The 25,567-nt window shown below is 62.2% G+C and carries 25 protein-coding genes; 8 read left to right on the top strand and 17 right to left on the bottom strand.

Annotated elements, in window-relative coordinates; translation table 11 throughout:
* The 12 genes from AAC126_RS15255 to AAC126_RS15200 form a co-directional block, all read right to left on the bottom strand.
* The coding region (locus AAC126_RS15255; protein WP_339854787.1) for an FAD-binding protein at nt 1–475 on the bottom strand (475 nt) is incomplete at its 3' end.
* A gap of 51 nt (nt 476–526) precedes the next feature.
* Complete coding sequence (locus AAC126_RS15250) at nt 527–2,326, bottom strand: thiamine pyrophosphate-binding protein (RefSeq protein WP_339854786.1); 1,800 nt, start codon at nt 2,324–2,326, stop codon at nt 527–529.
* A gap of 55 nt (nt 2,327–2,381) precedes the next feature.
* Complete coding sequence (locus AAC126_RS15245; RefSeq protein WP_339854784.1) at nt 2,382–3,779, bottom strand: TRAP transporter large permease; 1,398 nt, start codon at nt 3,777–3,779, stop codon at nt 2,382–2,384.
* On the bottom strand, nt 3,772–4,266 hold the full coding sequence (locus AAC126_RS15240; RefSeq protein ID WP_339854782.1) for a TRAP transporter small permease: 495 nt from the start codon (nt 4,264–4,266) through the stop codon (nt 3,772–3,774). The genes AAC126_RS15245 and AAC126_RS15240 overlap by 8 nt, the downstream gene beginning before the upstream one ends.
* Before the next feature lie 65 nt (nt 4,267–4,331).
* Nucleotides 4,332–5,363, bottom strand: a complete 1,032-nt coding sequence (locus tag AAC126_RS15235) for a TRAP transporter substrate-binding protein (protein WP_339854780.1) — start codon at nt 5,361–5,363, stop codon at nt 4,332–4,334.
* 285 nt (nt 5,364–5,648) lie between these two features.
* Nucleotides 5,649–7,664, bottom strand: a complete 2,016-nt coding sequence (locus AAC126_RS15230) for a tripartite tricarboxylate transporter permease (RefSeq protein ID WP_339854778.1) — start codon at nt 7,662–7,664, stop codon at nt 5,649–5,651.
* A gap of 73 nt (nt 7,665–7,737) precedes the next feature.
* Nucleotides 7,738–8,832 (bottom strand): tricarboxylate transporter, encoded by a 1,095-nt coding sequence (locus AAC126_RS15225; protein WP_339854776.1) that lies wholly within the window; start codon nt 8,830–8,832, stop codon nt 7,738–7,740.
* 234 nt (nt 8,833–9,066) lie between these two features.
* The gene (locus tag AAC126_RS15220; RefSeq protein WP_339854775.1) at nt 9,067–9,954 is read right to left on the bottom strand and encodes a DUF1932 domain-containing protein; all 888 of its coding nucleotides are present in this window, start codon (nt 9,952–9,954) and stop codon (nt 9,067–9,069) included.
* Between the two features lie 33 nt (nt 9,955–9,987).
* Nucleotides 9,988–11,043, bottom strand: a complete 1,056-nt coding sequence (locus tag AAC126_RS15215) for a 4-oxalomesaconate tautomerase (protein WP_339854773.1) — start codon at nt 11,041–11,043, stop codon at nt 9,988–9,990.
* Nucleotides 11,036–11,707, bottom strand: coding sequence for a 4-carboxy-4-hydroxy-2-oxoadipate aldolase/oxaloacetate decarboxylase (locus AAC126_RS15210; protein WP_339854770.1), 672 nt, complete (start codon nt 11,705–11,707; stop codon nt 11,036–11,038). Before AAC126_RS15210 ends, AAC126_RS15215 begins: the two co-directional genes overlap by 8 nt.
* Nucleotides 11,707–12,669, bottom strand: coding sequence for a catechol 2,3-dioxygenase (locus AAC126_RS15205; RefSeq protein WP_339854768.1), 963 nt, complete (start codon nt 12,667–12,669; stop codon nt 11,707–11,709). The genes AAC126_RS15210 and AAC126_RS15205 overlap by 1 nt, the downstream gene beginning before the upstream one ends.
* 2 nt (nt 12,670–12,671) lie before the next feature.
* Nucleotides 12,672–13,406: a PIG-L deacetylase family protein gene (locus AAC126_RS15200; RefSeq protein WP_339854766.1), complete on the bottom strand. Its 735-nt coding sequence runs from the start codon at nt 13,404–13,406 to the stop codon at nt 12,672–12,674.
* A gap of 129 nt (nt 13,407–13,535) precedes the next feature.
* Between AAC126_RS15200 and AAC126_RS15195 the strand changes: the two genes are divergently transcribed.
* Complete coding sequence (locus tag AAC126_RS15195; RefSeq protein WP_339854764.1) at nt 13,536–14,774, top strand: LysR family transcriptional regulator; 1,239 nt, start codon at nt 13,536–13,538, stop codon at nt 14,772–14,774.
* A 9-nt stretch (nt 14,775–14,783) separates the two neighbouring features.
* Here AAC126_RS15195 and AAC126_RS15190 read toward each other — a convergent pair whose 3' ends face one another.
* On the bottom strand, nt 14,784–15,692 hold the full coding sequence (locus AAC126_RS15190; RefSeq protein WP_339854762.1) for a dienelactone hydrolase family protein: 909 nt from the start codon (nt 15,690–15,692) through the stop codon (nt 14,784–14,786).
* 153 nt (nt 15,693–15,845) lie between these two features.
* Here AAC126_RS15190 and AAC126_RS15185 point away from each other — a divergent pair, with 153 nt between their 5' ends.
* Nucleotides 15,846–16,283: a type II 3-dehydroquinate dehydratase gene (locus AAC126_RS15185; RefSeq protein WP_339854760.1), complete on the top strand. Its 438-nt coding sequence runs from the start codon at nt 15,846–15,848 to the stop codon at nt 16,281–16,283.
* Between the two features lie 12 nt (nt 16,284–16,295).
* On the opposite strand, the gene AAC126_RS15180 is transcribed toward AAC126_RS15185, so the two are convergent.
* Both AAC126_RS15180 and AAC126_RS15175 read right to left on the bottom strand, forming a co-directional pair.
* Nucleotides 16,296–17,861, bottom strand: a complete 1,566-nt coding sequence (locus tag AAC126_RS15180) for an ATP-binding protein (protein WP_339854758.1) — start codon at nt 17,859–17,861, stop codon at nt 16,296–16,298.
* Nucleotides 17,862–17,892: 31 nt separating this feature from the next.
* Nucleotides 17,893–18,297, bottom strand: coding sequence for a hypothetical protein (locus tag AAC126_RS15175; protein ID WP_339854756.1), 405 nt, complete (start codon nt 18,295–18,297; stop codon nt 17,893–17,895).
* A 230-nt stretch (nt 18,298–18,527) separates the two neighbouring features.
* On the opposite strand from AAC126_RS15175, the gene AAC126_RS15170 reads away from it, so the two are divergent.
* Entirely contained in the window at nt 18,528–19,115 is a 588-nt protein-coding gene (locus AAC126_RS15170; RefSeq protein ID WP_339854754.1) for a LysE family translocator, read from the top strand.
* 14 nt (nt 19,116–19,129) lie between these two features.
* The gene (locus AAC126_RS15165; RefSeq protein WP_339854752.1) at nt 19,130–20,275 is read left to right on the top strand and encodes a DSD1 family PLP-dependent enzyme; all 1,146 of its coding nucleotides are present in this window, start codon (nt 19,130–19,132) and stop codon (nt 20,273–20,275) included.
* Between the two features lie 13 nt (nt 20,276–20,288).
* On the opposite strand, the gene AAC126_RS15160 is transcribed toward AAC126_RS15165, so the two are convergent.
* Both AAC126_RS15160 and AAC126_RS15155 read right to left on the bottom strand, forming a co-directional pair.
* A complete protein-coding gene (locus tag AAC126_RS15160; protein ID WP_339854750.1) occupies nt 20,289–20,522 on the bottom strand; it encodes a hypothetical protein in 234 nt (77 codons plus the stop codon).
* A 47-nt stretch (nt 20,523–20,569) separates the two neighbouring features.
* Nucleotides 20,570–21,505, bottom strand: coding sequence for a LysR family transcriptional regulator (locus AAC126_RS15155; RefSeq protein ID WP_339854747.1), 936 nt, complete (start codon nt 21,503–21,505; stop codon nt 20,570–20,572).
* A 91-nt stretch (nt 21,506–21,596) separates the two neighbouring features.
* Between AAC126_RS15155 and AAC126_RS15150 the strand changes: the two genes are divergently transcribed.
* The 4 genes from AAC126_RS15150 to AAC126_RS15135 all read left to right on the top strand — a co-directional run.
* Entirely contained in the window at nt 21,597–22,550 is a 954-nt protein-coding gene (locus tag AAC126_RS15150) for a cysteine synthase family protein (RefSeq protein WP_339854745.1), read from the top strand.
* A complete protein-coding gene (locus AAC126_RS15145) occupies nt 22,543–23,223 on the top strand; it encodes a DNA-3-methyladenine glycosylase I (RefSeq protein WP_339854743.1) in 681 nt (226 codons plus the stop codon). Before AAC126_RS15150 ends, AAC126_RS15145 begins: the two co-directional genes overlap by 8 nt.
* Nucleotides 23,224–23,331: 108 nt before the next feature.
* Nucleotides 23,332–24,291, top strand: coding sequence for an NAD(P)-dependent oxidoreductase (locus AAC126_RS15140; RefSeq protein ID WP_339854741.1), 960 nt, complete (start codon nt 23,332–23,334; stop codon nt 24,289–24,291).
* 27 nt (nt 24,292–24,318) lie between these two features.
* Nucleotides 24,319–25,567: aldehyde dehydrogenase family protein (locus AAC126_RS15135; protein ID WP_339854738.1), on the top strand; the 1,249-nt coding region annotated here is incomplete at its 3' end.

The following is a 25,567-nucleotide window of genomic DNA, read 5'->3' as shown; positions in this document are numbered from 1 at the left end:
GGATGTCGCGCTCCAGCACGAAGCTCTCGAACCGGTCCCAGGTCAGTCCATAGCCGAGCTTCGGGCCGTCATGGAACTTGTGGGAGCTTTGCGCGCCGGGCAGTTCCGGAAACTCGATGCCCGCCGGCGGGTGCTGGTGTTCCTGCGGATCGCCGCCGAGCCCGGCCAGCCACTCGTTATTGACGGCCATCTCGTCGGCCCAGACGCGGATCATCTCTTCCGGCACCTTGTAGGGGCCGCACAGCGCGGTGAGATAGGCGATAGCATCGTCCTTGGACGAGACGTTGAGATAGCCCTGTGCCGCGACCCGCGTGTTGCCGCCATGCAGGCCTTTCGGCGCCTTCTCCAGAATCATGATTTTGGAGCCGAGATCGTAGGCCGATACCGCCGCCGCGACACCGGCGCCGCCAAACCCGACGATGACGACGTCGGTTTCCTTATCCCAATTACCGGGGTCCCAATTATCAGGGATCATTGATGCGTTTCCTCATTGATTTGTTTTGATGACGTTTTGCCGGACCAGCGGCTAGGGAACATAGCGCTCCCCGATAGCGGGCTTGTTCACGCCAAGGCCGGGGATTTCCCAGACACCGGCGCCCGGCGGGTTCAGGTCGCCGCTGATATTCACATCGATCAGGTAGGGCCGGTTGCTGGCGATGCCGGTCCGGATGGCGTCGCCGAGATCGCCGACCCTGTCGATGCTGATACCCTCGACACCGGCGGACCGGGCCATGGCGGCGAAGTCCGGATTGTAGGGCTGGCCCGTTCCCGGATGATGGAAGTCCGTCGCCAGCTCGCGGCCATCGAGATAACCGCGCTGCAGTCCCCGGATCGAGCCGTAGGCGTAGTTGTTCCAGACGATCCAGACGACCGGAATATTGTACTCGACGGCCGTTCCCAGCACGTTCGCATGCATGAAGAAGGCGCCATCGCCGCAGACCGCGACACAGGGCCGGTCCGGCGCCGCGAGCTTGGCCCCCAGCACACCGGCAACGCCGAAGCCCATCGGCCCGAAGCCCATGGAGCCGATCAGCGAGTCCGGCCGGGTCGGCTTGCAGAACTGCAGCAGCCAGTTGTGATGCACACCGATATCGCTGACCAGGATGGCGTCTTCCGGCAGCGCCTTGTCGATCTCGACGGCGGCGCGTTGCGGGTTGATCGGGGAGCTGTCGTCGGTCATGCCGGGGGCGACGAAGGCGTCCCATTCCCGGCGATACCCGTCGATGTCGGAGAGCCATTTTTTCTTGGCACTGGACGGACCGGAGGACAGGTCCCGGCGGTCCAGCTCTTCATGCACCTGACGCAGGAAGGTGCGTACATCCGCCATCAGGCCGAGGGCGACCGGATAGTTCCGGCCGATCTCCTCCGGGTCGATATCGACATGGATCAGCCGGGTCGGCGGGATGGTGAAGGAGTAACCCGGCAGCCACGAGCTGGAGGTCCGGTCGTCAAACCGCACGCCAAGGGCCAGCAGCACGTCCGCCTGCCGGCAGGAATGGTTCGCCTGATAGGTCCCGCCGCGCTGCACCAGCCCGACGGAAAGCGGATGCTCGACCGGCATCGCGCCGAGCCCGCTGGCGGAGGAGGCGACAGGGATCTGCAATCGTTCGGCCAGACTGACCAGCAGCTCCGAAGCGCCGCCATAGCGCACGCCCTGACCGACGACGATGACCGGCTTCTCCGCGCCGAGCAGCATGTCGACCGCCTCGATCACGCCATCCGGATCGGCTCCGCAGCGGGACGAGATATTGCGTGTCCATTCCTCCGGGTTCGGGGTTTCCTCGGCGGAGGCTTCTTTGAAGATGTCGAACGGCACGTCGAGCACCACGGGGCCCGGACGGCCGGTCACCATGGTCTTCCATGCCTGGCGCACCATCAGCGGCACCTGCTCGCCCCGGGTCGGCTGATAGACCCGTTTGCAATAGGCCTGCACGGTGGAGGGGAAGTCGGCCTGGTAATGCCGGTAGAGTTCCTGGAAGGCGCCGCGCCCGAACTGTCCGGTCGGCACATTGCCCGTGATGGCGAGGAAGGGAACGGAATCGAGGAAGGCGTTGCCGAGGCTGATCGGCATGTTGGCCGAGCCTGGACCGCAGGACGTAAAGGTGGCGGTCGGCTGCCCGGAGACCCGGTAATAGACGTCGGCCATGAAGCCCGAGACGCTCTCGTGATGCACGGAGATGGTCTTGATATCGTCCGACCGTTCGTACATCGCGTCGATGATGCCGATATTGCCGTGGCCGCAGAGCCCGAACACATACGGCACTTTCTCGCGGATCAGATAATCAATGATCACCTGTCCGCCGTTCATGCGGTTGTCGCTCGTCATATGGAAACCTCCCTCGGTTTTTATTTTTTTCTTTGTTGGACTTCCTTTTGGGTCATCACCCTCCGGATAAAAGGTGGGGCAGGAACAGGCAGAGACCGGGCAGCAGCAGAAGAATGGCGATCCGGATAATTTCGACGCCGAAGAACGGCATGACCCCGGCGAAGACCTCACCCATCCTGATGCCGCGTGCCATGGTGGCGATGATGAAGACGTTGAGGCCGACGGGCGGCGTTATCAGGCCGAGTTCGACCACGACCAGGGCGACGATACCGAACCAGATTTTCAGATCCTCGATGCCGAGCCCGTAGGCGGCGGTGGCGGCGGTCGCATAGTCGCCGCCATTGATTTCGACCAGGGCAGGCCAGAAGAACGGCACCACGACCAGGATCATGGCCAGCGAGTCCATGAAGCAGCCGAGCACGATCAGCATCAGCAGCAGCAGGATCATCAGCATCCAGGGATCGACGCCACTCTCCGTCGCCCAGCTCGCCATCGCCGCCGGGAGTCCGGCCCGGGCGAAGAAGCCTTTCAGAACCTCGGCACCGAACAGGATGAAATAGATCATGCCGCTGGTGACGGCGGTATCGAGGATCGAGGATTTGATCCCGGACAGGGACAGACCCGCATCCCGGCTCTTGAAGCGGAGCAGGATACCGTACAGCAGGATCGCCATCGCGCCGACGGCGGCTGCCGGTGTCGGTGTGAACAGGCCGATGCCGAGGCCGAGAATGATGGAGCCGAAGATCACCACGACCGGGATCAGCCGGAGCAGGGCGCGGCGTTTCTCGGGCGGTGTCATGACGGAGACTTCGGGAGCCAGTTCCGGCTTCAGGCGGACCATCGCCGCGATCACCAGAATGAAGAACAGCACCGCCAGCAGGCCGGGGATGATCGCGGCCTGGAACATCTGGATGATCGAGGCCTCGACAATGATCGCATAGATCACCAGGGCAACCGAGGGCGGGATCAGGATGCCTAGTGTTCCCCCGGCGGCCAGTGTTCCCGTGGCAAGGCGCGGGGCGTAATGCAGCCGTTCGAGTTCCGGCAGGGCAACCCGGCCCATGGTCGACGCGGTGGCGAGGGACGAGCCGCAGACCGCGCCGAACCCGGCGCAGGCACCGATCGCCGCCATGGCGACGCCGCCGCGAAAATGTCCGACCATGGCGTTGAAGCCCTGAAACAGGTCACGGCTCAATTTCGAGTGGCTGGCGAGATAGCCCATCAGGATGAAGAGCGGGACGACCGAAAGCTCGTAATTGGCGACGGTGCCCCAGAGCAATGTCTTGAACTGGGCGAGATAGGGCTCGAACCGCAGATAGGGAGCGATGATCGACAGCGCGAAGTTGCCGCCGATGCCGACCATGATCATGGACAGCCCGACGGGAACCCTGAGGATAAGAAGTCCGAACAGGATGGCGAAGCCGATAAGGCCGATAATCTCGCGTTCAAACATGGGAGTCTCCGCGGACGGCCTGAAGGATTGCAACGCATGCCCAGAGTATGAGTGAGGCGATGCCGGGCAGGTAAAAGGGCCATTCGGGCCAGCCGAGGACCGGAGAGAGGACCGAGTCATCCCGGGTTTCGGCCATGCCGAGGATCATCCAGTAGGTCAGGAAGAGGGCCAGCAGGACGATGGCGACAAGCCAGAGCCGGTCAAGAAAGCGGACGATCCCGGCCGGAAAGGACGAAGCGAAGAGGTCCACGACCACATGGCCGCGTTGCAGTTGGCAATAGGGAAAGAACATCAGCGCCGCCCCGGAAATCGCGAGCTTCACGAAATCCTCGTATCCCGGCAGGGCGGAGATATTTGTCCCGTACATGCGGGCGATCCGGTCCAGGCCGAAGGCGCCGACATTGACCGATGTGACGATCATGATCGCAAAGACGACAATGCCCCCGAGCAGGGCCCAGTGCGACGCGAGCCGCTCAATCAGCTTCACGGCGTTACCTCCCGATTGCCGGTGGAGCGCCCGAGGGTGCTCCACCGGTTGGACTGAAGTGAAGGTTACTTCGTGTGGGCTTTGACGGAAGCTTTCGCGGCCGCCGCGAGGGCCGCGCCGTCGATGCCATTGCCGTTGGCTTCCTCGATCCACTTCGCCGTCACCTGTTCGCCGAGCGCGGCAAAGGCGTCGGTGGCTGCCTGATCGAGCGCCTTGACCGGGGAGCCGGATTTTTCCTGCAGCATGATGCCGGGGCCTTCGATTTCGTCCCACAGCTTGCCGGCCTTGTCCGCGATGGACATGCCCGAATTGTTGTCGATGACGGCTTTCAGATCGTCCGGCAGGCTCTCATAGCGGTCCTTGTTCATGGCGAACATGAAGACCGACGTGCCGAAGCGGCTGCCATTCGCACCCGTGACGGAGCATTTCGTCAGCTCCTGCACTTTCAGGGGCGGAACGATCTCGAACGGGATCAGGGCACCATCTACGACGCCCTTGGAGAGGGCCTGCGGCAGAGCGGGAACCGGCATGCCGACCGGCTCTGCACCCCAGCCGGAAATCATCCAGCCGCCCGTCCGGGACGGGGTGCGGAGTTTCAGGCCCTTCAGGTCGGCAACGCCGTCGATGCAGCCATTGACGAGGTGGATGGCATTACCCGCGTTCACATGCAGCAGCAGCGGTTTGATGTCCTTGAAGTCCTCGGCGATCTTGTCGAAATTGTCCTGGATGGCGAGGGTCGTCGCTTCGGCGGAGCCGCCATGAACGCCCGGCAATTCGAACACTTCGACGCGCGGGAAGACGCCCGGGGTATAGCCGGTCAGGGTCCAGACGATATCGGCCGCGCCGTCCCGGAGCTGGCGGTAGAGTTCCGGAGGCTTGCCGCCGAGGGTCATGGACGGGAAGATCTCGACCTTGATGCGGCCGTTGGAATCAGCCTCGACCTTGCGTGCCCACGGCTCAAGGAACTTGGCGTGCGGCGGGGCCTTCGGGCTGAGGAAATGGGCCATGGTCAGGGTGACTTCGGCGGCCTGTGCGGCAACCGACGTGGAGAGCAGCGCAGCCGCCGCAATGGCGGTGCTAATAAGTCTGAGTTTCATTGTTACCTCCCGGATGAGCTACGGCACACGGCCGGATTGAGATCGGCTTGTTGGGTGGCCGAGCGGTTTTCTCACGTTTCTATAATTATTCTAATTTTCGGCCGCTCGTTATTAAAATCTGGCCAATCTCCAACAAATTTCGGCCATTCGAAGCCTCTTCGCCGGTGTCTGTCGCTGGCTGAAAGCTACCAGCCAGCGGTGTCAGGCTAAAATTCAATCAGTGCCGGGCCTATTCAAAAATCGAATATGGCTGCGCATGAAATGCCTGGAGCATGCATGCGGCGATCACCCCAGCGGCCATGGCAGGCGCATCATGTCCTGCAATAAGCCCGGCGGGAAATCCCGGTTCAGCGAGTAGGCCATGATGCAGATCAGCGCAATGCCGGCTCCGCTCAGAAGAAGGACGCGAGGCCATTTGAGGCGTGCCCGGATGGAGAGGAACGCGACCAGGAAAATCGCCAGTGCGAGAATGAAGCCGAGCAGGCTCGACAGCACCAGAAGTCCGCCGAACCAGGCAAGCGTGCCCCAGAGCCCGGCGCCCGTATGGTCGTGATTCCCCGGCGCTTCCCGGTCGGCAAAGACAGCATCCGTTTCCGGTGCCCGCATCATCTGGATGAGCAGCAGCAGGCAGCAGACCAGCGTGATCGACGAGATTGTCAGCGGGAAGATCTTGTCGCTGACCAGACGAATGCTGAGGGCATCGAGCCAGGCAACGGCAAGGTAGGCGGTCACGGCCAGCAGGAAGAGCATCGGCGCCCGTTTTGTGCCCGTCTTGACGGTGCCTTCGGGAAGAATCTGTTTCGCCTGCCGAATGCCGATCACCACGGAAACCACAATGAGCGCGAGGATGACCAGAACGATCGGTGAGGCGATATATTCGAGACCCTGTTCCAGCCCGACCCGGAATTTAGCTCCGGCCACCTGGTTGGCCATGTTGGTGAAGTTCTCGGTCTGGTGAGACAGCACGAAGCCGATCAGGAAGGCCGGGCGGGACCAGTCGAAACGGCGCAGCAGGATGCCCAGCAGGCCGACGGCAAACAGGCTGACGAGATCGCCCAGGTCCTGACGGGACTGGAAAGCCGCGAAGGCAATCATCATGAACAGGAAAGGCGCGAGCAGGGTGAAACGGATCGTGGTCAGCCGGGCGATGCTGCCCGACAGCATGATGCAGAGCCCGGCGCCGATGACATTCGCCAGGGCGAGCGACCACATGATCGTGTAGGTGATGTCGAGGTTGTTCTGAATGAGTTGCGGGCCGGCGTCGTAGCCGAGCAGGCCGAGGCCGCCAAGGAAGATCGCCATCGAGCCGCTGCCGGGAATGCCGAAGATGATGGTCGGTACCAGCCCGCCGCCTTCCTTGGCATTGTTCGAGGATTCCGGGCCGATCACGCCCCGGATATCGCCGGAGCCGAATTTGGACTTGTCCTTGGAGGACTGCACCGTATGGCCATAGGCGATCCAGTCGACGACGGAGCCGCCGAGCCCGGGAATGACGCCGACGATCACGCCGATGACGGAGCAGCGGACGGACAGCCAGATATTCTTCCACCAGTCACGCACACCAGCAGCCCAGCCCGCCCCCAGACTGTCCGATCCGGCGATTGGCCGGTCATGCCGCAGCAGGCCGATGATTTCGGGTATGGCGAAAATGCCGAGACCGACGATGACCAGGCTCAGCCCGTCGATCAGGTAAGGCACATCGTAGGTCGACATTCTGAGGCTGCCGCCGGCACCGGCCTCGCCGATGGTGCCGACCATCAGACCGAGCCCCGCCGCGGCAATGCCCTTCAGCGGAACCCGTCCGGCAAGCGTCGCCACGACCGACAGGCCGAGCACGGTGATCATCAGCATTTCGGGCAGGCCAAAGGCGAGCACGATGGGGCGGGCGATCAGGATGAAGATTGTCAGCACGGCGGCGCCGAGCAGTCCGCCGAACAGGGAGGAGGCGAAGGCAGCCGACAGGGCCCGCGCCGCTTCGCCTTTCTTTGCCAGGGGGAAACCATCGAGCACCGTCGCCTGACTGGCGGAGGAGCCGGGTATCCCCATCAACACGCTGGCGAAGGTATCCGAGGTTGGAATAACGGCGATCAGCCCGACCATCAGGGCCAGCCCGGAAACCGGGTCCATGCCGAAGATGAAAGGCAAAACCATGGACAGCCCGGCAATGCCGCCGAGCCCTGGAAAGACGCCGACGGAAAGGCCAAGGACCACACCGAGGATCAGGTAACCGATCTGCTCGGGGCGCAGAATCAAGGCAAAAGCGTCCCCGAGAGCGGGCAACGCCGTTGAAATCAGGTCCATGATGAAGTCCCTGGAGAAATAAAATCAGCCCGCCCCCGGACAGTCTGGTCCGGGGGCGCTTATACAAGCCTGATCAGTTCAGCTTCACGCCGTAGCGTTCATCCAGCCAGTTCTTCACGAAGGCTTTCGCTTTCGGGTCGACCTGGGTGCCGAGCTTCAGTGTTGCTTCCGCCTGCTTGCCGGTGAGCTGAGGGTAGATCCCGAGCCGGGCTTCCGACAGCTTCTTGAAGTCGGGGCGGGCAAGCACTGCCTCGAAGGCCTTCTGATAGGTGTCGCGGGCTTCCTGTGGTGCCCCCTTCGGCAGGAAGACCATCTTCTGTGCCGGGAAGCCGGCAATGAAGAAGGCTTTCCAGGCTTTCCAGGCATCGCTGGTGGTGTCGCAGCCGGCGGTCGCCTCGCAGACTTCCTTGAAGGTCGGAATGTCCGGGAAGGTCGGATCACGGACGATATCGCCATTGGCGTCAAGCGCGCCCCAGCTCATCATCGGCACGGCCTTGCCTGCTTCGACCAGCGGCACGACCGCTTTCAGATAGGCCGGCGAGGTTTGATAGTCGATGTTTGCCTCGCCACGCTCGAACATCAGACGGCCGTCGCCACGGCCCTTGATGCCGAATACCGGCTCCACCTTCATGCCGAGCATTTCCCAGGCCAGAAGCGGCACCAGATCGAGCCGTGTTGCGCCCTGGGAGCCCCAGATGAAATTGATGTCCTTCAGGTCATCCGCATCGCCGTCGAATTTCTTGGCGATATCCGGCGGCAGATAGGCAACGCCGCCGACACCGGAAGCGAGCACGACATGCCAGTCGTTATATTCAAAGCGAACGCGCGGATCGTCGAGCATATAGGGAAACTGGGTCGAGCCGGAGGAGCCGAAAATCGTGGTTCCGTCCTCGTATGTCTGCTTCTGGAACCAGTTCGCACCCTTGGTGGACCCGGCACCGGGCATGTATTTGACCGCGACGGTCGGCTTGCCCGGAAGGGCCTCGCTCAGCAGCGGCGCGTAGAAGTTCGCCCATTTCGCGGAGCCGCCGGACTCCGAGAAGGGGATCACGAAATTGACTGTTTTTCCGGAAAGGTCGAGACCGTCGGCAAAGGCCGGAGCGGAGGCTCCAACGGCAAGCATGCCGACGCCTGCCGCCACGGAGCGGAAGCGTGTTGTCCAGTTCATTATGGTCCTCCCAAACATTCCATACGTTGATGGAATTGTGTTCGCTGATCGTGTGGCGCCCGATTGATATTCAGACTTCTGCCCGCGCCCGATTGGCACGGCACACATGTGAGCGAGTGTTGACCGAAGCCCATGCGGCTTCAAATTCAATACGAACGCAGTGCATAAGTTTTATGCATAGAGTGTCGGGAGGACGGGTTGGCGAAAACTGTGAGGCGGCCAGTGCCCGGGGTCTCAGTCCTTATGGCGCAGGCCGGGGGTGATGTCAGCGACGATCGTGCGGTAGTCGGCAGCTTCCAGGTCGAGTTCCCTGTCGCGCTCCACGGCCCCCAGACGCTCCTGCCAGGCGACGGTGGCCGTGGCCATGTCTGACGGAAACCCGAGATCCGACACGGTTTTGGCGACTTCCCGCATCTCCGCCGCGCGGCGTGCGCCGTGAACGAGAGTGCGTTCCAGGTTGTAGGCGGACTGTCTGGGCCAATCGATGCCGGGGTAAGTCTTCCCGAGCGAGGATAGAACGGCCTCGTCGACCCCGGCATTGACGGCGGCAAGAACGCATTCGGCGGTCAGCGCCTCCAGCCCTTTCATCATGATCGAGCGAATCATCTTGATCGAGGATGCCGATCCGACCGGTCCCTCGACGATTGCCGGTGCCATCGGCAAGGCTTTCAGAAGCGGCTCGGCCTCGGCCGCGTGCGGTCCCGCCAGCAACAGGGGCGCAAGGTTCTGCTGCGGATAGACCGGAGCCATGACGGCGACATCGACATAGCGTGCACCGACGGCCTCGATCGTCTCCGCCGCCTGGCGTTTCGAGGACGGGGCGCAGGAATTCATGTCGAACCAGAGCGCGCCCGGCTTCAGATACGGGGCGGCGGCCTGTGCCGCGACCGGTGCCTGATCGGCGGTAACGGTACAGAATATCATGTCCGCATCCGTGACGGCTTCCTGCACACTGAGCCGCCCGGCAACGCCATGTTTCTGGTAGCGGGAAAGCAGGGTGGGGCGCAGGGCCTCGTCATCCGTCTTGATGTCGAAGGCGCGGATATCGGTGACGTCCGTCCAGCCGTCGACAAAGGCGGTAGCGGCTTCGCCGAAGCCGATGAAAGTGATGCGTTGTGTCATGGTGCGTTTCCGTCGGAAGGGATTTTCAGTTTCTTAGGGGAACACAATACCGTCGAAAAGCTTCCGGGCGGTCCGTAAAATTCCGGCAGCGGTCACGGCGCCGCTTTCGTCCGTCTCCGCAATGACCGTCGTCTCTCCGATCGGGTGCTCGATCGGCATGCTCTTGCGGGGGCCTTCCGGTATCACCGCCATCTCCGAGCCGACTGCCCCCCCGATCAGGCAGGCGGTGGCGACGCTGACGGCGCCGAGCACGCCGATGGAGGCGTGGCAGCGATGCGGGATGAAGGTGCGTGTCGAGATCGCGCCGCCCGCCCGCGGTGGAGAGAGCATAGTCATCTTCGGAACGGACTTGTCGGTCACGTCGCCAAGGTTCATCAGCGGCCCGGCTTTCAGGCGGATCGCCTCCAGCCGGGCTTTCAGGGTGGCATTTGCTTCCAGCTCTTCCCGGGTCTCGGTCCCGGAGATGCCGAGGTCCGATGCCCGCAGGATCACGCAGGGCATGCCGTTGTCGATCAAGGTGGCTTCAACGCCATCGATGATGTCGGCGGCATTACCGGTGGGCAGCAGGGCGCCGCAGGTGCTTCCCGCCGTGTCGCGGAAGGTGATTGCGACAGGGCTTGCACTGCCCGGCACGCCGTCGATCCGGGCCGTGCCGTCATAACGCACTTGGCCGCCCGGCGTCTTGATCTCGGCGATTGCGGTCTGGTCGGTGTTCTCCATGAAGATCGTCACCGGCGTCTTGCCCTCTTGGGCGGAGACAAGGCCTCGCTCGATGGCGAAACCGCCGACACCGGCCAGGATGTTGCCGCAATTCTGCGCGTCCGTGACGATGGCCTGATCGACGAAAACCTGCAGGAACAGGTAGTCGACATCCACGCCGGGGCGCTCCGACGGTTTCACCACGGCGACCTTGGAGGTCAGCGGGTCGGCGCCGCCGAGCCCGTCGATCTGGCGCGGATCGGGCGAGCCCATGATCCGGAGCAGCAGCCGGTCCCGCTCCGCACTGTCTGCGGGCAGGTCCGAGGCCAGGAAATAACCGCCCTTCGATGTCCCGCCCCGCATCCACATGGCGCGGATGCCGTCAGACATATTTCAGGCCCTTTTCGGCCAGCTTGCCCCGCATGTCGTACATGTCGAGGCCGAGCACACCGCTGGCGAGTTTCTGGCGCTTCTCTTCCTCAAGCGCGATCCGGGCGCGGGTTTTTTCCAGCACTTCGGCTGCTTCCTCGCGGCGGACGACGCAGACCCCGTCATCGTCGGCAACGATCACGTCGCCCGGATTGACCTGGGCCCCGGCGCAGACCACCGGCACGTTCACCGAGCCGAGCGTTTCCTTCACCGTGCCCTGGGCGCCGATGGCCTTGGACCAGACGGGGAAGCCCATTTCGGTGAGGTCGCGCACGTCCCGCACCCCGGCATCAAGCACCATGCCGACGGCGCCGCGGGCTTTTGCCGAGGTGGCCAGCAGATCACCGAAATATCCGGCATCGGACGGCGAGGTGGTGGCCATGACTATCACGTCGCCCGGCTGCAGCTGCTCGATGGCGACATGGATCATCCAGTTGTCGCAGGGCGGGGCGAGGATGGTGACGGCGGAGGCGCCGATGGCGGCACCGGAATAGATCGGCCGCATATAGGAGGCGAGCAGGCCCTTGCGGCCTTGCGCTTCATGCACGGAGGCGACCCCGCATTTCCCGAGCGCCTTGATGATCGCGGGATCTGCACGCTCGATATTCTGGATGACGACGGCCATCAGTGGCTTCCTTCTGCAACAGGCGGTGTTCCGTGGGTGTGGAACGACGGGATTGTTTTCAGGCCCCAGGCCTGGCCCTTCTTGCGGTCACTCTCGGTCCAGGTGACGGTCTCCCAGTCCGGCGCAAGGATCAGGCGGGCGCCGGCATTGGCGACCTCGACCCGGTTGCCGGCGGGCTCATAGACATAGAGAAAGAAGGTGCCCTGAACCGCGTGCTTGTGCGGGCCGGTTTCGATATAGACGCCGTTTTCCAGGAAGATGTCGGCAGCGCGCAGGATCTCCTCGCGCTGGTCCACGGCGTAGGTGACGTGATGGAACCGGCCTTTCACGCCGGTATGGTCCTGCGTATAGGCGATATCGTAGCTCTTGTTGTTCACGGTGAACCAGCAGCCTGCCAGTTTCCCGGTGTCGAGCATGATCTGCTCGGTCACGCGAGAGCCTAGGGCCTGTAGCATGAAGTCCCGGATCGCCTCGACATTCGTTGCCAGCAGGTTCAGGTGGTCGAGCCTGCGGACGCCGACACCGCGCCCGTGGAAGCGCTGGGCGATGTTCTTGAGCGCCGACTTTTCTTCCGGCGGGGCCACGTATTTGTTCGTCTCGTAATAGAGCTCGAAGATATGGCCGTCCGGATCGGTGAAGCGATAGGCCCGGCCGTGGCCGAGATCGCCGTCCACCCAGCCAATGCCGCAGCCCATCTCCTCGATCACCTTGACCCGCCGCTCCAGCGCTTCCGGAGAACTTGTCCGGTAGCCGATATGGCCGACGCCGGTGGTCTTGGAGGGGGTGAGTTTCAGCGTGTGGAATTCGTAATCGTCAAAGGCGCGGAGATAGACGGAGTTCGCGTCCCGGCCGCTCTCGGTCAGGCCGTAGATATTCACGAAGAAGTTCAGGCTTTCCTCAAACTTGTCCGTGAGCAGTTCGACATGACCGAGATGAGCGACGTCAAAACAGGGTTCGCTCATGATCACAGCTCATCGACGGTGCGCGGGAAGACGGACTGGAAGCCCTCGGCATAGCGCGCCGGCCGTCCGCCGGACTGGCCACCGGAATTGCGCCGGAAATGGTTGCCGCGGTTTTCGGCCACGTTGGTGTAGTAATCCCAGAGATGTTCCTGGCCCTCCATGCACTCGATGGCGGCCCGCTTCTTGTCCCAGACATCGGTGATGTCGAGGAAAGTGTCCGGCTTCCAGCCCATCTGTTCGGTCTGGTGCGGCTCGAACAGATAGAGCTGCGGCGCACCGAGCACCTTTTCGCCCGGATTATGCCCCCAGGCCTGCGCAATCATCCGCGCCTCGAGGGCGATCCCGGTCGTGTACATATGGTCGGTATTGTACTGGTCGTATTGCGAGTGAGACATCATGAAGCTGGGTTGCACCTCGCGGATGATGTCCACCAGTTTGTATTTGTCATCGCGCTCCAGAATGAGCGGATAATCGCCGAGATCCATGAACCGGATATCGTGCACGCCGAGGGCGACGGCGGCATTCTCCGCCTCGGTCCGGCGCGCGGCCTTGACCTTCTCCAGCGTCATGCCGCTTTCTTTCCAGAGCTTGGCGGACTCGCCGCGTTCCCCATAGGACAGGCAGACGACGGTGACGTCGTAACCGAGAGTCTGATGCTTCGCGATTGCGCCGCCCGCGCGCCAGACAAAGTCGGCCGCATGGGCGCTGATGACCAGCGCGGTCTTGTTTCCTGCCATTTCTCGCCTCTCAACTGGGAAATTCCATCGAATATGCGGCGCGGGCCCGGATCAGCCAATTTCAAACGGCGCCAAGCTGTATAAGATTTATGCATACTGGTTTTTGTAACGTGTAAGGCTGCCGGTCCGATGGATGTCAATCGCATTAACTTTCGCCATCTGAGGGCGTTCTGCGAAGTTGCCGAGCTCGGCAGCATCAGCGGTGCCGCGCACCGGGTTCACCTCTCGCAACCCGCTGTGACGCAAGCGATTGCGAAGCTCGAGGGGCAGGTCGGCGTGGCCTTGTTCGAGCGGACGACGGAGGGGTTACTGCTGACTGAACCGGGCGCGTTGTTCCGTCAGCGGGCCGAAGGAGCGATCCAGCATATTGAAGAAGGGACACGGCCCGCCGTGCGTCGGGGCCAGAAACAGGCCGGCGGGCAGGCGGGAGGATTTGGACGCCGGATCACCGCCGCCCAGTTGCGGGCGCTTCTGGCGGTGGCGAAGACCGGCAGCTTTTCACGGGCCGCGCGTCTGATCGGTATGTCCCAGTCCGCGCTCTATCGCATGGCCCGCAGCCTTGAGAAAGACGCCGGGATCGCGCTGTTCGAGGTGGTTTCGCGCGGGGTCGTGCTGACCCGCGCGGCGGACCGGTTGGCGCGGCATGCGGCCCTTGCCTTCGAGGAGCTGGAGCAGGCGCTGGAGGATATCGCGGCATGGAGCGGGCGGGACACGGCGCGGGTCAGGATCGGCACCCTGCCGCTGGCCCGGACCTATCTGCTGCCGCATGCCATCAACGCCTTTCTCGATGAACGCCCGGACGCCTATCTGAGCGTGGTGGACGGCCCTTATGAGACCCTTGTCGATGCGTTGCGCTATGGCGAGATCGATATGCTGATCGGCGCTCTCAGGGCGCCGGAAGCCGTTGCGGATATCGAGCAGCAGGCGCTGTTCGAGGACCGGCTGGCACTGGTGGCCCGTCCGGGCCACCCGCTTGCCGCACGGTCCGAAATCACGCTGGAAGATCTGTCGGATTACAGCTGGATCGTGCCCCGCCACGGGGCGCCGACCCGTGGCAATTTCGAGGGAATGTTCGAGAAATTTCCGGATCTTCGTCCAACCCATGTCGTCGAGGCCAGCTCGCTGATCCTGATCCGGGGCATCCTGACGGAAAGCGATGCGGTGGCGCTGATCTCGGCGCACCAGATCCGGCACGAAGAATCCCTCAACATCCTGGCCCGGCTGAACTTTCGTGTGCCCGCCGCGCCACGGCAGATCGGCCTGTCCGTGCGCCGCAACTGGCGGCCGACCCTGTCACAGCAACGCATGATCGATCTGCTGTTCAAGGCCGGTGCCGAGGTCGCGGCGCATTATCCCGACCCGCACTGATCGCGCCGCTTATCCCGCGAGGTTGGCGGCGAAGAACGCCGTTGTCCGCTCCCAGGCAAGTTTCGCGGCCGCCTCGTTGTAACGGGGCGTCGAGTTGTTATGGAAGCCGTGATTTGTGCCGGGATAGACGTGGATCTCATGATCGACACCGTTCGCCTTCAGGGCCGCGTCGAAGCTTTCGATTCCGGCATTCACGCGGGGATCTTCCTCCGCATAGTGAGCCAGTAGCGGTGCCTTGATCCGGGCCACGTCCGCATCCGCCGGCTGACGTCCGTAGAACGGAACGCCGGCATTGAGATCGGCTCCCATCTCGACGGCGAGATAATTCACCACACCGCCGCCGAAGCAGAACCCGGTGGCGCCGAGCTTGCCGTTCGAGAGCGGATGGGATTTCACGAATTTCGCGCCGTTCAGCATGTCGACATGGATCTTGCCCCGGTCGAGACCAGCCTGCAGGACCTTGCCGTCATCGTCATTGCCCGGATATCCTCCCGCAGGCCAGAGCCCGTCCGGCGCGAAGGCCAGGAACCCGGCGACGGCGGCCCGGCGCGCGACGTCTTCGATATAAGGATTGAGGCCCCGGTTCTCGTGCACGACCAGAACGGCGGGAAACGGGCCTTCGCCCGCGGGCTGCACCAGATAACCGCGCATCTCGCCACTATTGCCGCCGGGTGAATCGTAGGTCTCGTAGGTTGCCTTGATCCTGGGGTCGGTGAAGGAAATCGTCTGCGCAGCCGCATAGTTCGGCAGCAAAGCCTCGGCCATGGCAAGGCCGGAGCCGCCGATCACGGCGATGGTGGATGCCCGCTTCAGGAATTCCCGGCGCTTCATGCTGCTGTGACAATACTGGTCGTAAAGCGCGTAGATACGCGGATCGATCTTCGACGTGTCCATCTCGTCCTCCCTGGGTGATCCCATAATCCTCACCCGGACAGGATAGCCGGTGTATGTGAAAAAATTTCAAGCCCATCCGGTGCTCCGGCTTGCCGGAAGAGATCAAAGGCGCGTTACTTGAGCGCCGCGCCGGAAGGCACGCAAGAAGACGGAAAGATGAGAGGGAGGCGCAACGCCATGACACACAGGATCCATATCCTGAACGGCCCGAACCTGAACAAGCTCGGCAAGCGAGAGCCGGAGATCTATGGGTATACGACGCTTGCTGAAGTCGAAGGCTGGTGCCGGGAGGCGGCGCGCGGTCCGCTGGAATTCCGGCAAAGCAATCAGGAAGGCGTGCTGGTGGACATGATCCACGAAGCCGAGGAGGAGGCCGACGGGTTGATCTTCAACCCGGCTGGTTACAGCTTCACCTCGGTTGCGCTCTTCGACGCCTTGAAGATCTTCGAGGGGCCGAAGATCGAACTGCATATCTCCAACATCCATGCCCGCGACGCACTGCACAGCCACTCCGTGCTGTCGGCGGCGATGACAGCCGTGATCTGCGGTCTTGGCCCGCGCGGTTATCTGACGGCGATGCAGGCGATGTACGAGATGCTGGATGCGCGGAGCTGAGCCCGCACCGGATCAACAGGCTTTCTTGATCGGCGGGTTGTCGTTGACCACGGACCTCATATAGCCCACGCGGGAAGACGGCAGCCAGACGGAGACCGTCGTGCCGACGCCGACCTCGCTTTCGAGGGTGAGCGAGCCGCCATGCAGCTCGATCATCATCTGGGCCAGTGGCAGGCCGAGGCCGGTGCCGCTCTGGGATGCCGTGATCTCATTGTCCAGGCGTTCGAAAGCGGCCATCGCCTGCGGAATCTGGTCCGCGGACATGCCCTTGCCGGTATCCCGGATGTGAAACTCGATCCCGCCTTTACGCGGATCGCCGTGGCGTGGCCGCAGAGTCACGGCGACATGAACGCTGCCGCCGTTCGGGGTGTATTTCACGGCATTTCCGAGCAGGTTGAGCAGAATTTGCTTCACCTTCGTTGTGTCCACGTTAAGCACGAGTTCGGAATCGATCTCGGAATTATGCACCGTGATTGAACGCTCTTTGGCAAGCGGGTCCACCAGCCGCATGCATTCCGCCATCATCACATTGACGCTGACGATTTCTTCCTCGAGCGTATCCTGCCCGGCCTCGATCCGGGCGATGTCGAGCAATTCGTTGATGATTTTCAGGAGGTGTCGGCCGCTGTCCCGGATATCTCCGGAGAACTCCCGGTACCGGTCATTCTCCAGCCTGCCGAGGGTGCCCTGCACCATGATGTCGGAAAAGCCGATGATCGCATTAAGCGGGGTGCGCAGCTCATGGCTCATGGCGCGCAGGAAACGGGTCTTGGAGTGGTTGGCGAATTCGGCGGATTTCTTGGCCAGCTCCAGCGCGCGCGTACGGTCGGCAACACGGTCTTCCAGTTGCCTGTTCAGGTCGCTGAGATCCGTTTCCGAGCGGCGCAGCTCCTCGTTCGTGCTGACCAGGGCCTGCTCGCGCTGACGTTCACGTTCGACCACTGTATTATAGGCATAAACGACTTGTGCGATTTCATCGCTGCCCTGCCAGTCGGCGGTTTGCATCTCACCGCTTTCGGAGGAATTCCGGATGGCTGTAAGCAACCGCATCAGCGGTCGTTCCACGAGGAATGCAAATCCGGCCACAACGGCAACCATGGCCGCGAGAAATGCAACGGCGATGACCGACAGGCCCAGAGTGTATTCGAATTGACGTGCGGCGCGCAGTTCGGAATCGGTGAAGAGGACGCGCAGGCGCCATTTGGGCGCGACGGATATGGGAACCTCTATTTCATGCCCATCCAGCCCCGGCGGACAGCCCTGGGACGATGGGAGCGCCATAATGGTTTTATGGCCGACTTCATGAATCTCTGCGCACAGAAAGGCCCGGTCCGCGGCCAAAGGAGACATCAGGTCCCGTGCCAGAAGCGGGTTTTTGTAGGCATGATGGCGGTCAAGCGCGAGCGCGGTGCGCGCGGTCAGGTTTCCCATCCGGGTTGCCAGCATTTCCTCGTCCGCGAGCGAGGTTGTTTGGAGCAGCGCCCAGATTCCGGGCACAATGAGCGCGAGAAAAGCCGTGCCTACAATTGCCAGCAATTTGACTTTAAGGCGTTTCCGCAGTGCCAGTTTGATGTCCATGTTTTTCATCCGGGCGTGTGGCTCCGCGCTGTTAGCGCAGCCTCGAGACCTTTCCCTCTGACATCAGGCGCTTCAACAATGTCCGTTCGGCAATGGAGGTGTGGAAAACCACATACTCGCTGTCCCGGCGCGCAATGTAATAGTCGACAGGAACGGTTTTGCCGCTGTCGTCCCGGAAGTCGAAGCAGAGCACGTAATGCTCGTCCATGGTCAGGATCATGGGATGCGCCGTGACGGGGTGCAGACGCTGTACCTCGTCTGTTTTCTGATTCAGATAGAGCAGAGCGCCATCGATGAGCTTGCCGTCCACATGCCGCTGCATGAAGGCCTGAATCGCCGCTTTTTCCGACAATGTCAGGGCGACGGCCGGCGCCGGACTAAAAAATGGCAATGCCAGCAATACGAGGCCGAAGAGACGTGCGTGAAGCTTGATCATTGGATTTCCCGGGTTCTCTCACTCTGCAAGAAGTGCACCTTTGTACTCTTTGAAATTAAAGAAGCCGTTAATGCGTCCGGGGCAATCTGCATGGGAGGTATGCTTTTTAGTCGGAACACACAGTCAGGGTTGATTTTTGCCCGAGTGGCCGGCGTTGAAGCATTTGACAGTCTTGGGGATCCGGATAGTCTCCCGGGCAGATTTTCCCGTCCTTTATTTCCAGAGTTCCCATGCTGACCTTTATTACGGCGATTTTCTTTCTGCTCATCACGCCGGGTATTGGTGTGCTGACAACGGCCGGCATCGGCGCGGGATACGGGTTTTCGTCCGGGTTGCGGTTTCTGGTCGGGCTGTTCCTCGGCACCAACGCGGTTGCCATTCTCGTGGTCACCGGGATTGCCGCCGTGGTTCTGGCAAATCCCATCCTTGGGCCGATTTTGCTCTACGGGTCGGTCGCCTATCTGCTGTATCTGGCTTTCCGGATCGGCTGGGCAGGCTCGAAAATCGCCTTCGTGGAACGCCAGAGCGCGCCGGGGATGGTAGGCGGCTTCGGCCTGCAACTGATCAATCCGAAAGCCTATGCGGTGAACACGACCCTGTTTTCCGGGTTCCACTTCATGGCGGAGAACCAGAGCACGGAGATCGTGCTGAAATTCGTGATCATCAATGCGATCTGGATTCCCGTGCATCTGGTCTGGCTCTGGGCCGGTGTTTCGCTGAAGAGACTGAACCTTTCGGACCGGACACAATCTTTCATCAATAAAGGCATGGCGCTGTCGATGCTGATCGTGGTCGTTCTGGCCGCGTGGCCGCGCTAGGGGGGACTACCATCATGAACGGAGCCGGAACGCTGGATGTCGGGTTCGATGTACCTGCCGCTGTGGGCATGAGCGAGGCTGATATCCAGACGCCCTGCCTCCTGATCGACCTGGACGCCTTTGAGCATAATGTCGCGGCAATGCGCGGTTTCGCGGCGGATATGGGCGTTGATCTGCGTGTCCACGGCAAGATGCATAAATCGGCCGACATCGCCCGCTACCAGATAGAGCAGGGCGGTGCCGTCGGGGTCTGCTGTCAGAAGGTCTCCGAGGCCGAGGCCTTCGCGCGCGGCGGCATCGCCGATATCCTGGTGACGAACCAGGTGCGCAGCCCGCTGATGGTCGAGCGGCTGGCACAACTGGCGAAGAAGATCCGTGTCGGCGTCTGTATCGACGATATCGATAATGTGGCCGAACTGTCGGACGCGGCGGTCCGCTCCGGCAGCATGATCGAGGTTCTGGTGGAGATCGATTGCGGCGCCGGGCGCTGCGGTGTCGAGCCGGGCGCTGCCTCGGTCGATTTGGCGAAAGCCATTGTCGCCGCGCCGGGACTGACATTTCGCGGCATTCAGGCCTATCACGGCGGGGCGCAGCATGTGCGCGACTTTGCCGAACGCAAGGCCCGGATCGAGACGGCGATCGGCCATGCACGCGACACGCGGGATCGATTGATCGAAGCGGGCATCGAATGCCCGAGCGTCACCGGAGCGGGCACCGGCTCCTATCCGTTCGAGGGCAATTCCGGGGTCTATACGGAACTGCAATGCGGCTCCTACGCTTTCATGGATGCGGATTACCAGCAGGTCCGGGACGAGGGCGGCGCACCTATCTCCGAATTCAAAAACGCGTTCTTCCTGCTGACGAGCGTGATGAGTACCGCCAAGCCGGGGCAGGCGGTCTGCGATGCGGGCCTCAAGGTGCAGAGCGTTGATTCAGGCCTGCCGGTCATCTTCGGGCGGGACGATGTGGAATATGCCGCCTGCTCCGATGAGCATGGCACCATCCGTGATCCGGGTGACGTGCTGCGGATCAACGAGAAGCTGAAGCTGGTGCCGGGCCATTGTGACCCGACCTGCAATATCCACGACTGGTATGTCGGTGTGCGCGGCGGTGCGGTCGAGTGCCTGTGGCCGGTGACGGCACGCGGCAAGGCTTATTGATGCAGGCGGACAGCTAGGCGCTGCGGTGCCTGCTCGTCCTGCCGCGCCGTATGGTGAGGGCGAGCGCGATTGTGCCGCCAATGACCGCGTATGCGGCCAGCATCCACAGGCCGGTTTTCACCATGCCGAGGAACGGCTCGCCGTGCCTGATCATGAGAAGGGCGGCGATAAAGCCGAACAGCGCCAATGCGGCCCCGATGCCGAGCAGAATCTTGCCGGGAATGTCCATCTTCATTGCGCTTCGCATATCTGATCTCCTCATCAATGATCGCAGTTTCTCATGAGAGATATTCGTTAGCCACCTTGTTCGGGTACATGCTGGTGAATGATTTTGGTTGTTTTGCGGCCATCTTGGGCTGTGCCTTCGTAGAAAAGCCTGTTCTCTCGGAAATGGCTTCTCAGGGCATCGTGCAACGCGCGGATGCGGGCGGTCCGGCGAAGGTCCGTCCGGTATAGCAGCCAGATGCTGCGGTCCGGGATCATGGTGCCGCCAGGCACTCTGACAAGCGATGATGTACTGTCCCCGAGAAAACAGGGCAGTAGCGTGAGATAAGGTCCGCTCCCGGCCATGCCGATTTGTGTGCGGTGCTCTGGTGCCTTGTGCCGGAGCGGCAGGCCTGGAAAACCGGTATTATCCGTCCAGGGATGCTCGTCCTCGGAGTCCTTCCAGCCGAGCCACGTGACGCCGGGATCGCCTTCTGCAAGCAGGGCGCAAGTTTCAGGAGTTGCATAGGTTGTCTTGTGATATTGCAGGATACGCTGGCCGATGGCTTCGTCTTCGACGGCGAAGGCCATGCGCACCGAGATATCCGCTTCGAGATCGGCAAGGCGGGAGAAGCGGTCTCCGACATCGAGATCAAGATCGATTCCCGGATAGCGTTCCGCGAAATCCGCAAGCGCTCCTGAAAGCCCGGCTTCGAACAGGGCAAAGGGCAGGCTGACCCGGATCGTCCCGGCGAGAGCCTTGTCCCTGCCGCCAACCGCGGCCCGGACGTTGCGGAAGGACTCCTCCATCTGTTCCGCATGGAGTGTCAGCTCAAGTCCCGCCTCCGTTGCTAGCAACCCGTTGCGGGTGCGGTCGAACAGGCGGGCGCCCAGCGCCGCCTCCAGTCTTTTCAGGCGTTGCAGGACGGTACCGTGATTGACCCCGAGCGCGTCGGCTGCCTTGCGCAGGGAGCCCTTTCTACGGAGGGCGAGGAAGAAACGGAGGTCGTCCCATTCAGTGTTCAAAATAATATCCACATTGTTTGGATAATTCGATCTTAGCGGCACTAAAATATACGCCTACCGTCCACCTCACCAGAGTTCTCCGGAGGTGGTTATGAATGTCGTTGAGAGTTCCATCCTGAGTCGGATCGGCGACACTCCGCTGGTCGAGCTGAAGGCAATCGTGCCTGAAGGTTCCGCGCGGGTGTTCCTGAAGATAGAGAGCGAAAACCCGACCGGCAGCATGAAGGACCGCATGGCGCTGGCGATGATCGAGGCGGCGGAGCGGGACGGCAGGCTGCGGCCCGGCGCTCCGGTGGTGGAATATACCGGCGGCAGTACCGGTATTTCCCTTGCCATGGTCTGTGCCGTAAAGGGGCACCTGTTGCATATCGTTTCGTCCGACGCTTTCAGCATCGAGAAGCGGCGTCACATGCAGGCGCTCGGTGCGGATCTGACCATCGTCCCAAGCGACGGAGGCCGGATGGATGCCGCCCTGACCCATGCCATGATCGCCGAGGCGGACAGAATCCGTGGCGAGACGGGCGCCTGTTGGACGGATCAACTGAAGAATACGGACCAGCTTGCTGCCTATCATGCGATGGGTGCGGAGATTTGGCAGCAGACGGATGGCGTGGTGGATGCGTTCGTGCAGGCAACGGGCACGGCGGCGTCGGTGCGCGGTATCTCCGCGTTTCTGAAGTCGAAATGCAGCTCCATCCGGACCATTGCCGTCGAGCCCAGTGAATCGGCGGTTCTTTCCGGAGGGAAGACCGGAGCGCACCGGATCGAAGGCGTGGGCGCGGGGTTCGTCGTGCCGCTCTGGGATCCGGAGCTGATTGACGGGATCGCAACGGTATCCACCGGAGAAGCGATGGCCATGTCCCGAAGGCTTGCCCGGGAAGAGGGCATCTTCGCTGGAACTTCAACTGGCTCAAATGTGATTGCGGCACTGCGGGTTGCGGCCGATCTGGGCTCGAATGGGAGCGTTGTCACCATTATGTGTGATAGCGGGGTAAAATATCTCAGCACGGAACTCTACAACCGTACGGGCGAGGCCGATGAGTGAGTCTTTTCAGGAAATTCGCGCCAGGGCCGAAGCGCATCACGGTGGGGCGCAGGCCATTGATGCCCGTCTTGCAACCTTGGCCGACGCGCCAGACCCGGCATCCCTTCCCGACGACCGCATCCTGTCCGAAATGTCCAGGCGGGTCTTTCAGGCCGGGTTCGTCTGGAAGATCATCGAGAACAAATGGCCGGGATTCGAGGAGGCCTTTGATGGTTTCGATATTGCGGTGAACAGCGAGATGAGCGCGGAGCGGCTGCTGTCGCTTCTCGGCAATCCGGAGATTATCCGGAACAAGCCGAAGATTCTGGCCGTGCGTGACAATGCGCGGCTGGTGGAACAGATGGCCGCCCTTGACGGCAGCGCCGGCCGTTTCATCGCCAACTGGGATGCGGCAGACCATATCGGTCTGCTGGATTACCTGAAGAAGCATGGCAACCGGCTTGGTGGTTTGACCGGTCAGTATTTCCTCCGCTTTGTCGGGCGGGACGGGTTCGTTCTGTCGAAGGATGTCACCGCCGCGCTGAAGGTTGCGGGCGTGATAGACGGACCGGCTACGTCCAAAACGGCGCTGACCAGAATTCAGGCGGCCTTCAATCGGTGGGGGGAAGAGAGCGGCCAATCCCAGTCCGTTATCAGCCGCACGCTGGCGTTCTCGGTCGGGCCGAAAGCGTAACGCCGCTATAAGCACAGCTTGGTTTGCCGATAATTATTTATCGATTTCCTTTTGCATTCCATCTCGCCAAGCTCCCCTTTTCAAGGCGCCAGACAGCGGGGAATGGCAATGAAAATTGGGTTTATCGGGCTCGGCAATGTCGGGGCGAAACTGGCCGGATGTCTGATCCGGAACGGCGCGGATCTGATCGTCCGCGATCTCGATCCGGGACATGTGCAGCCCTTCCTCGACAAGGGCGCGGCATTTGGCGAAAGCCCGAAGGCCATGGCAGAGGCGTGTGACGTGATCATCACCTGCCTGCCCAGCCCGGCGATCTCCGCCGCCGTGATGGAAGGTGAGGACGGCATTCTCGCAGGCCTGACACCCGGCACCATCTGGGCCGAGATGTCGACCACTCATGCCGAAGAGGTGAAACGGCTCGGCGCGCTTGTCACAGCGAAGGGCGGGGAAGCCGTCGATTGCCCTGTGTCCGGCGGCTGCCACCGGGCGGCGACGGGCAATATCGCCATTCTTGCCGGTTGTTCCCGGCCGATTTTCGAGAAAATTCTCCCGGTTCTGACCATGATGGGTCGCCGCATCCTGCACACGGGCGACCTCGGCACCGCGTCGGTGCTGAAGGTAATGACGAACTATCTCGCGACCGCCAATCTGCTCACACTGTGCGAGGCGCTGGTGACCTCGAAGGCGGCGGGCATGGATCTCAACACCACCTTCGAGGCGATCAAGATTTCGTCGGGCAATTCCTTCGTTCACGAGACCGAAAGCCAGGTCATCCTGAATGGTTCCCGCGATATCAGCTTCACCATGGATCTGGTCTTGAAGGATGTCGGGCTGTTCCAGGAAATTGCCGAAACGCATGGTGTGCCGCTGGAGATGTCACCGCTGATCTGTGACATTTTCCGGGACGGGATCGAGCGTTTCGGCCCGCGCGAGCTGTCGCCGAACATTATCAAACGTCTGGAAGAAGCAACCGGTCTCGATATCACCGCCCCCGGCTTCCCGGCGGAAATGGAAGATGACGAGCCGGAAGAGCCGGGATATGAAATTATTCCGCAAGGCCGTGCATAATCAGGCGGTCATAACCGGGAGAAAGCCATGCTGGACAGGCGCGCATTCTATATCGACGGCACCTGGGTTGCCCCATCCGAGGCCCGCGATTTCGACGTTCTGAACCCGGCAACGGAAAAGCCGGTGGCGGTAATCTCTCTGGCCTCCGAAGCCGATGTGGACCGTGCGGTGCAAGCCGCACGGGAAGCGTTCGAGATGTGGAGCGAGACGGCGGTTTCCGAACGCGCGGACATGCTGCGCCGGGCATTGAAGATCTATCTCCGGCGCCGCGACGAGATCGCCGAAGCGATCACACTTGAAATGGGCGCGCCACGGGACTTTTCCCGGGACAGCCAGGCGCCCTGCGGCGATGCTCTTCTGACGGCGGCGATAGAGGCGCTCGAGGCGCATCGGTTCGAGCGGCCGAGTCTGCGCGGCGGCAGTACGCTGCGAGATGAGGCGGCGGGTGTCGCCGGGCTGATCACGCCATGGAACTGGCCGGTCAATCAGGTCATGGCCAAGGTGGCCTCCGCGCTTGCCGCCGGCTGCACCATGGTGCTGAAACCGAGCGAATATGCCCCGCTCTCCGCCGGTCTCGTCGCCGAGGTGCTGGCCGAGGCCGGCTGCCCTCCCGGCGTGTTCAACATGGTGCATGGGGACGGCCCGGTCACCGGCGCCGCGCTCTCCGCGCATCCGGAGATCGATCTGCTGTCCTTCACCGGCTCCACCCGGGCTGGCCAACAGGTGATGACCGCCGCTGCTGAGGGCATCCGCCGGGTGGCGCTGGAACTTGGCGGCAAGTCGCCGAACATCCTCTTCGCCGATGCCGACCTGCCGGCGGCGATCCAGTTCAGCGTCGAGAACTGTTTTTCCAACAGCGGCCAGTCCTGCGATGCGCCGACCCGCCTGCTGGTCGAAAGCGCGGTTTACGAGGAAGCGGTCTCCCTCGCAGGCCGCTTCGCCGCCGCCGTGAAAGTGGGCGATCCGCAAAAGTCGGGAGACCATATCGGCCCGCTGGTGAACGCCCTCCAGTTCGAGCGGGTGCAGGGCCATATCCGCAAGGGGATCGAGGAGGGCGCCCGGGTCGTTATTGGCGGGCTCGGCAAACCGGAGGGCTTCGAGACCGGCTTCTTCGTCAAGCCGACCCTGTTCGCCGATGTCAGCAACGACATGCATATCGCCCGGAATGAAATTTTCGGCCCGGTGCTGGTGATGATCCCGTTCGATGGCGAGGACGAGGCGGTCCGGATCGGCAACGACACGCCCTACGGCCTCGCCGCCTATATCCAGACCGGAG

It is taken from the genome of uncultured Nisaea sp. (assembly GCF_963974195.1).
Classification (GTDB): domain Bacteria; phylum Pseudomonadota; class Alphaproteobacteria; order Thalassobaculales; family Thalassobaculaceae; genus Nisaea.
The sequence above is the reverse complement of the archived record's forward strand: the minus strand, read 5'-3'. Positions and strand labels throughout refer to the sequence as shown.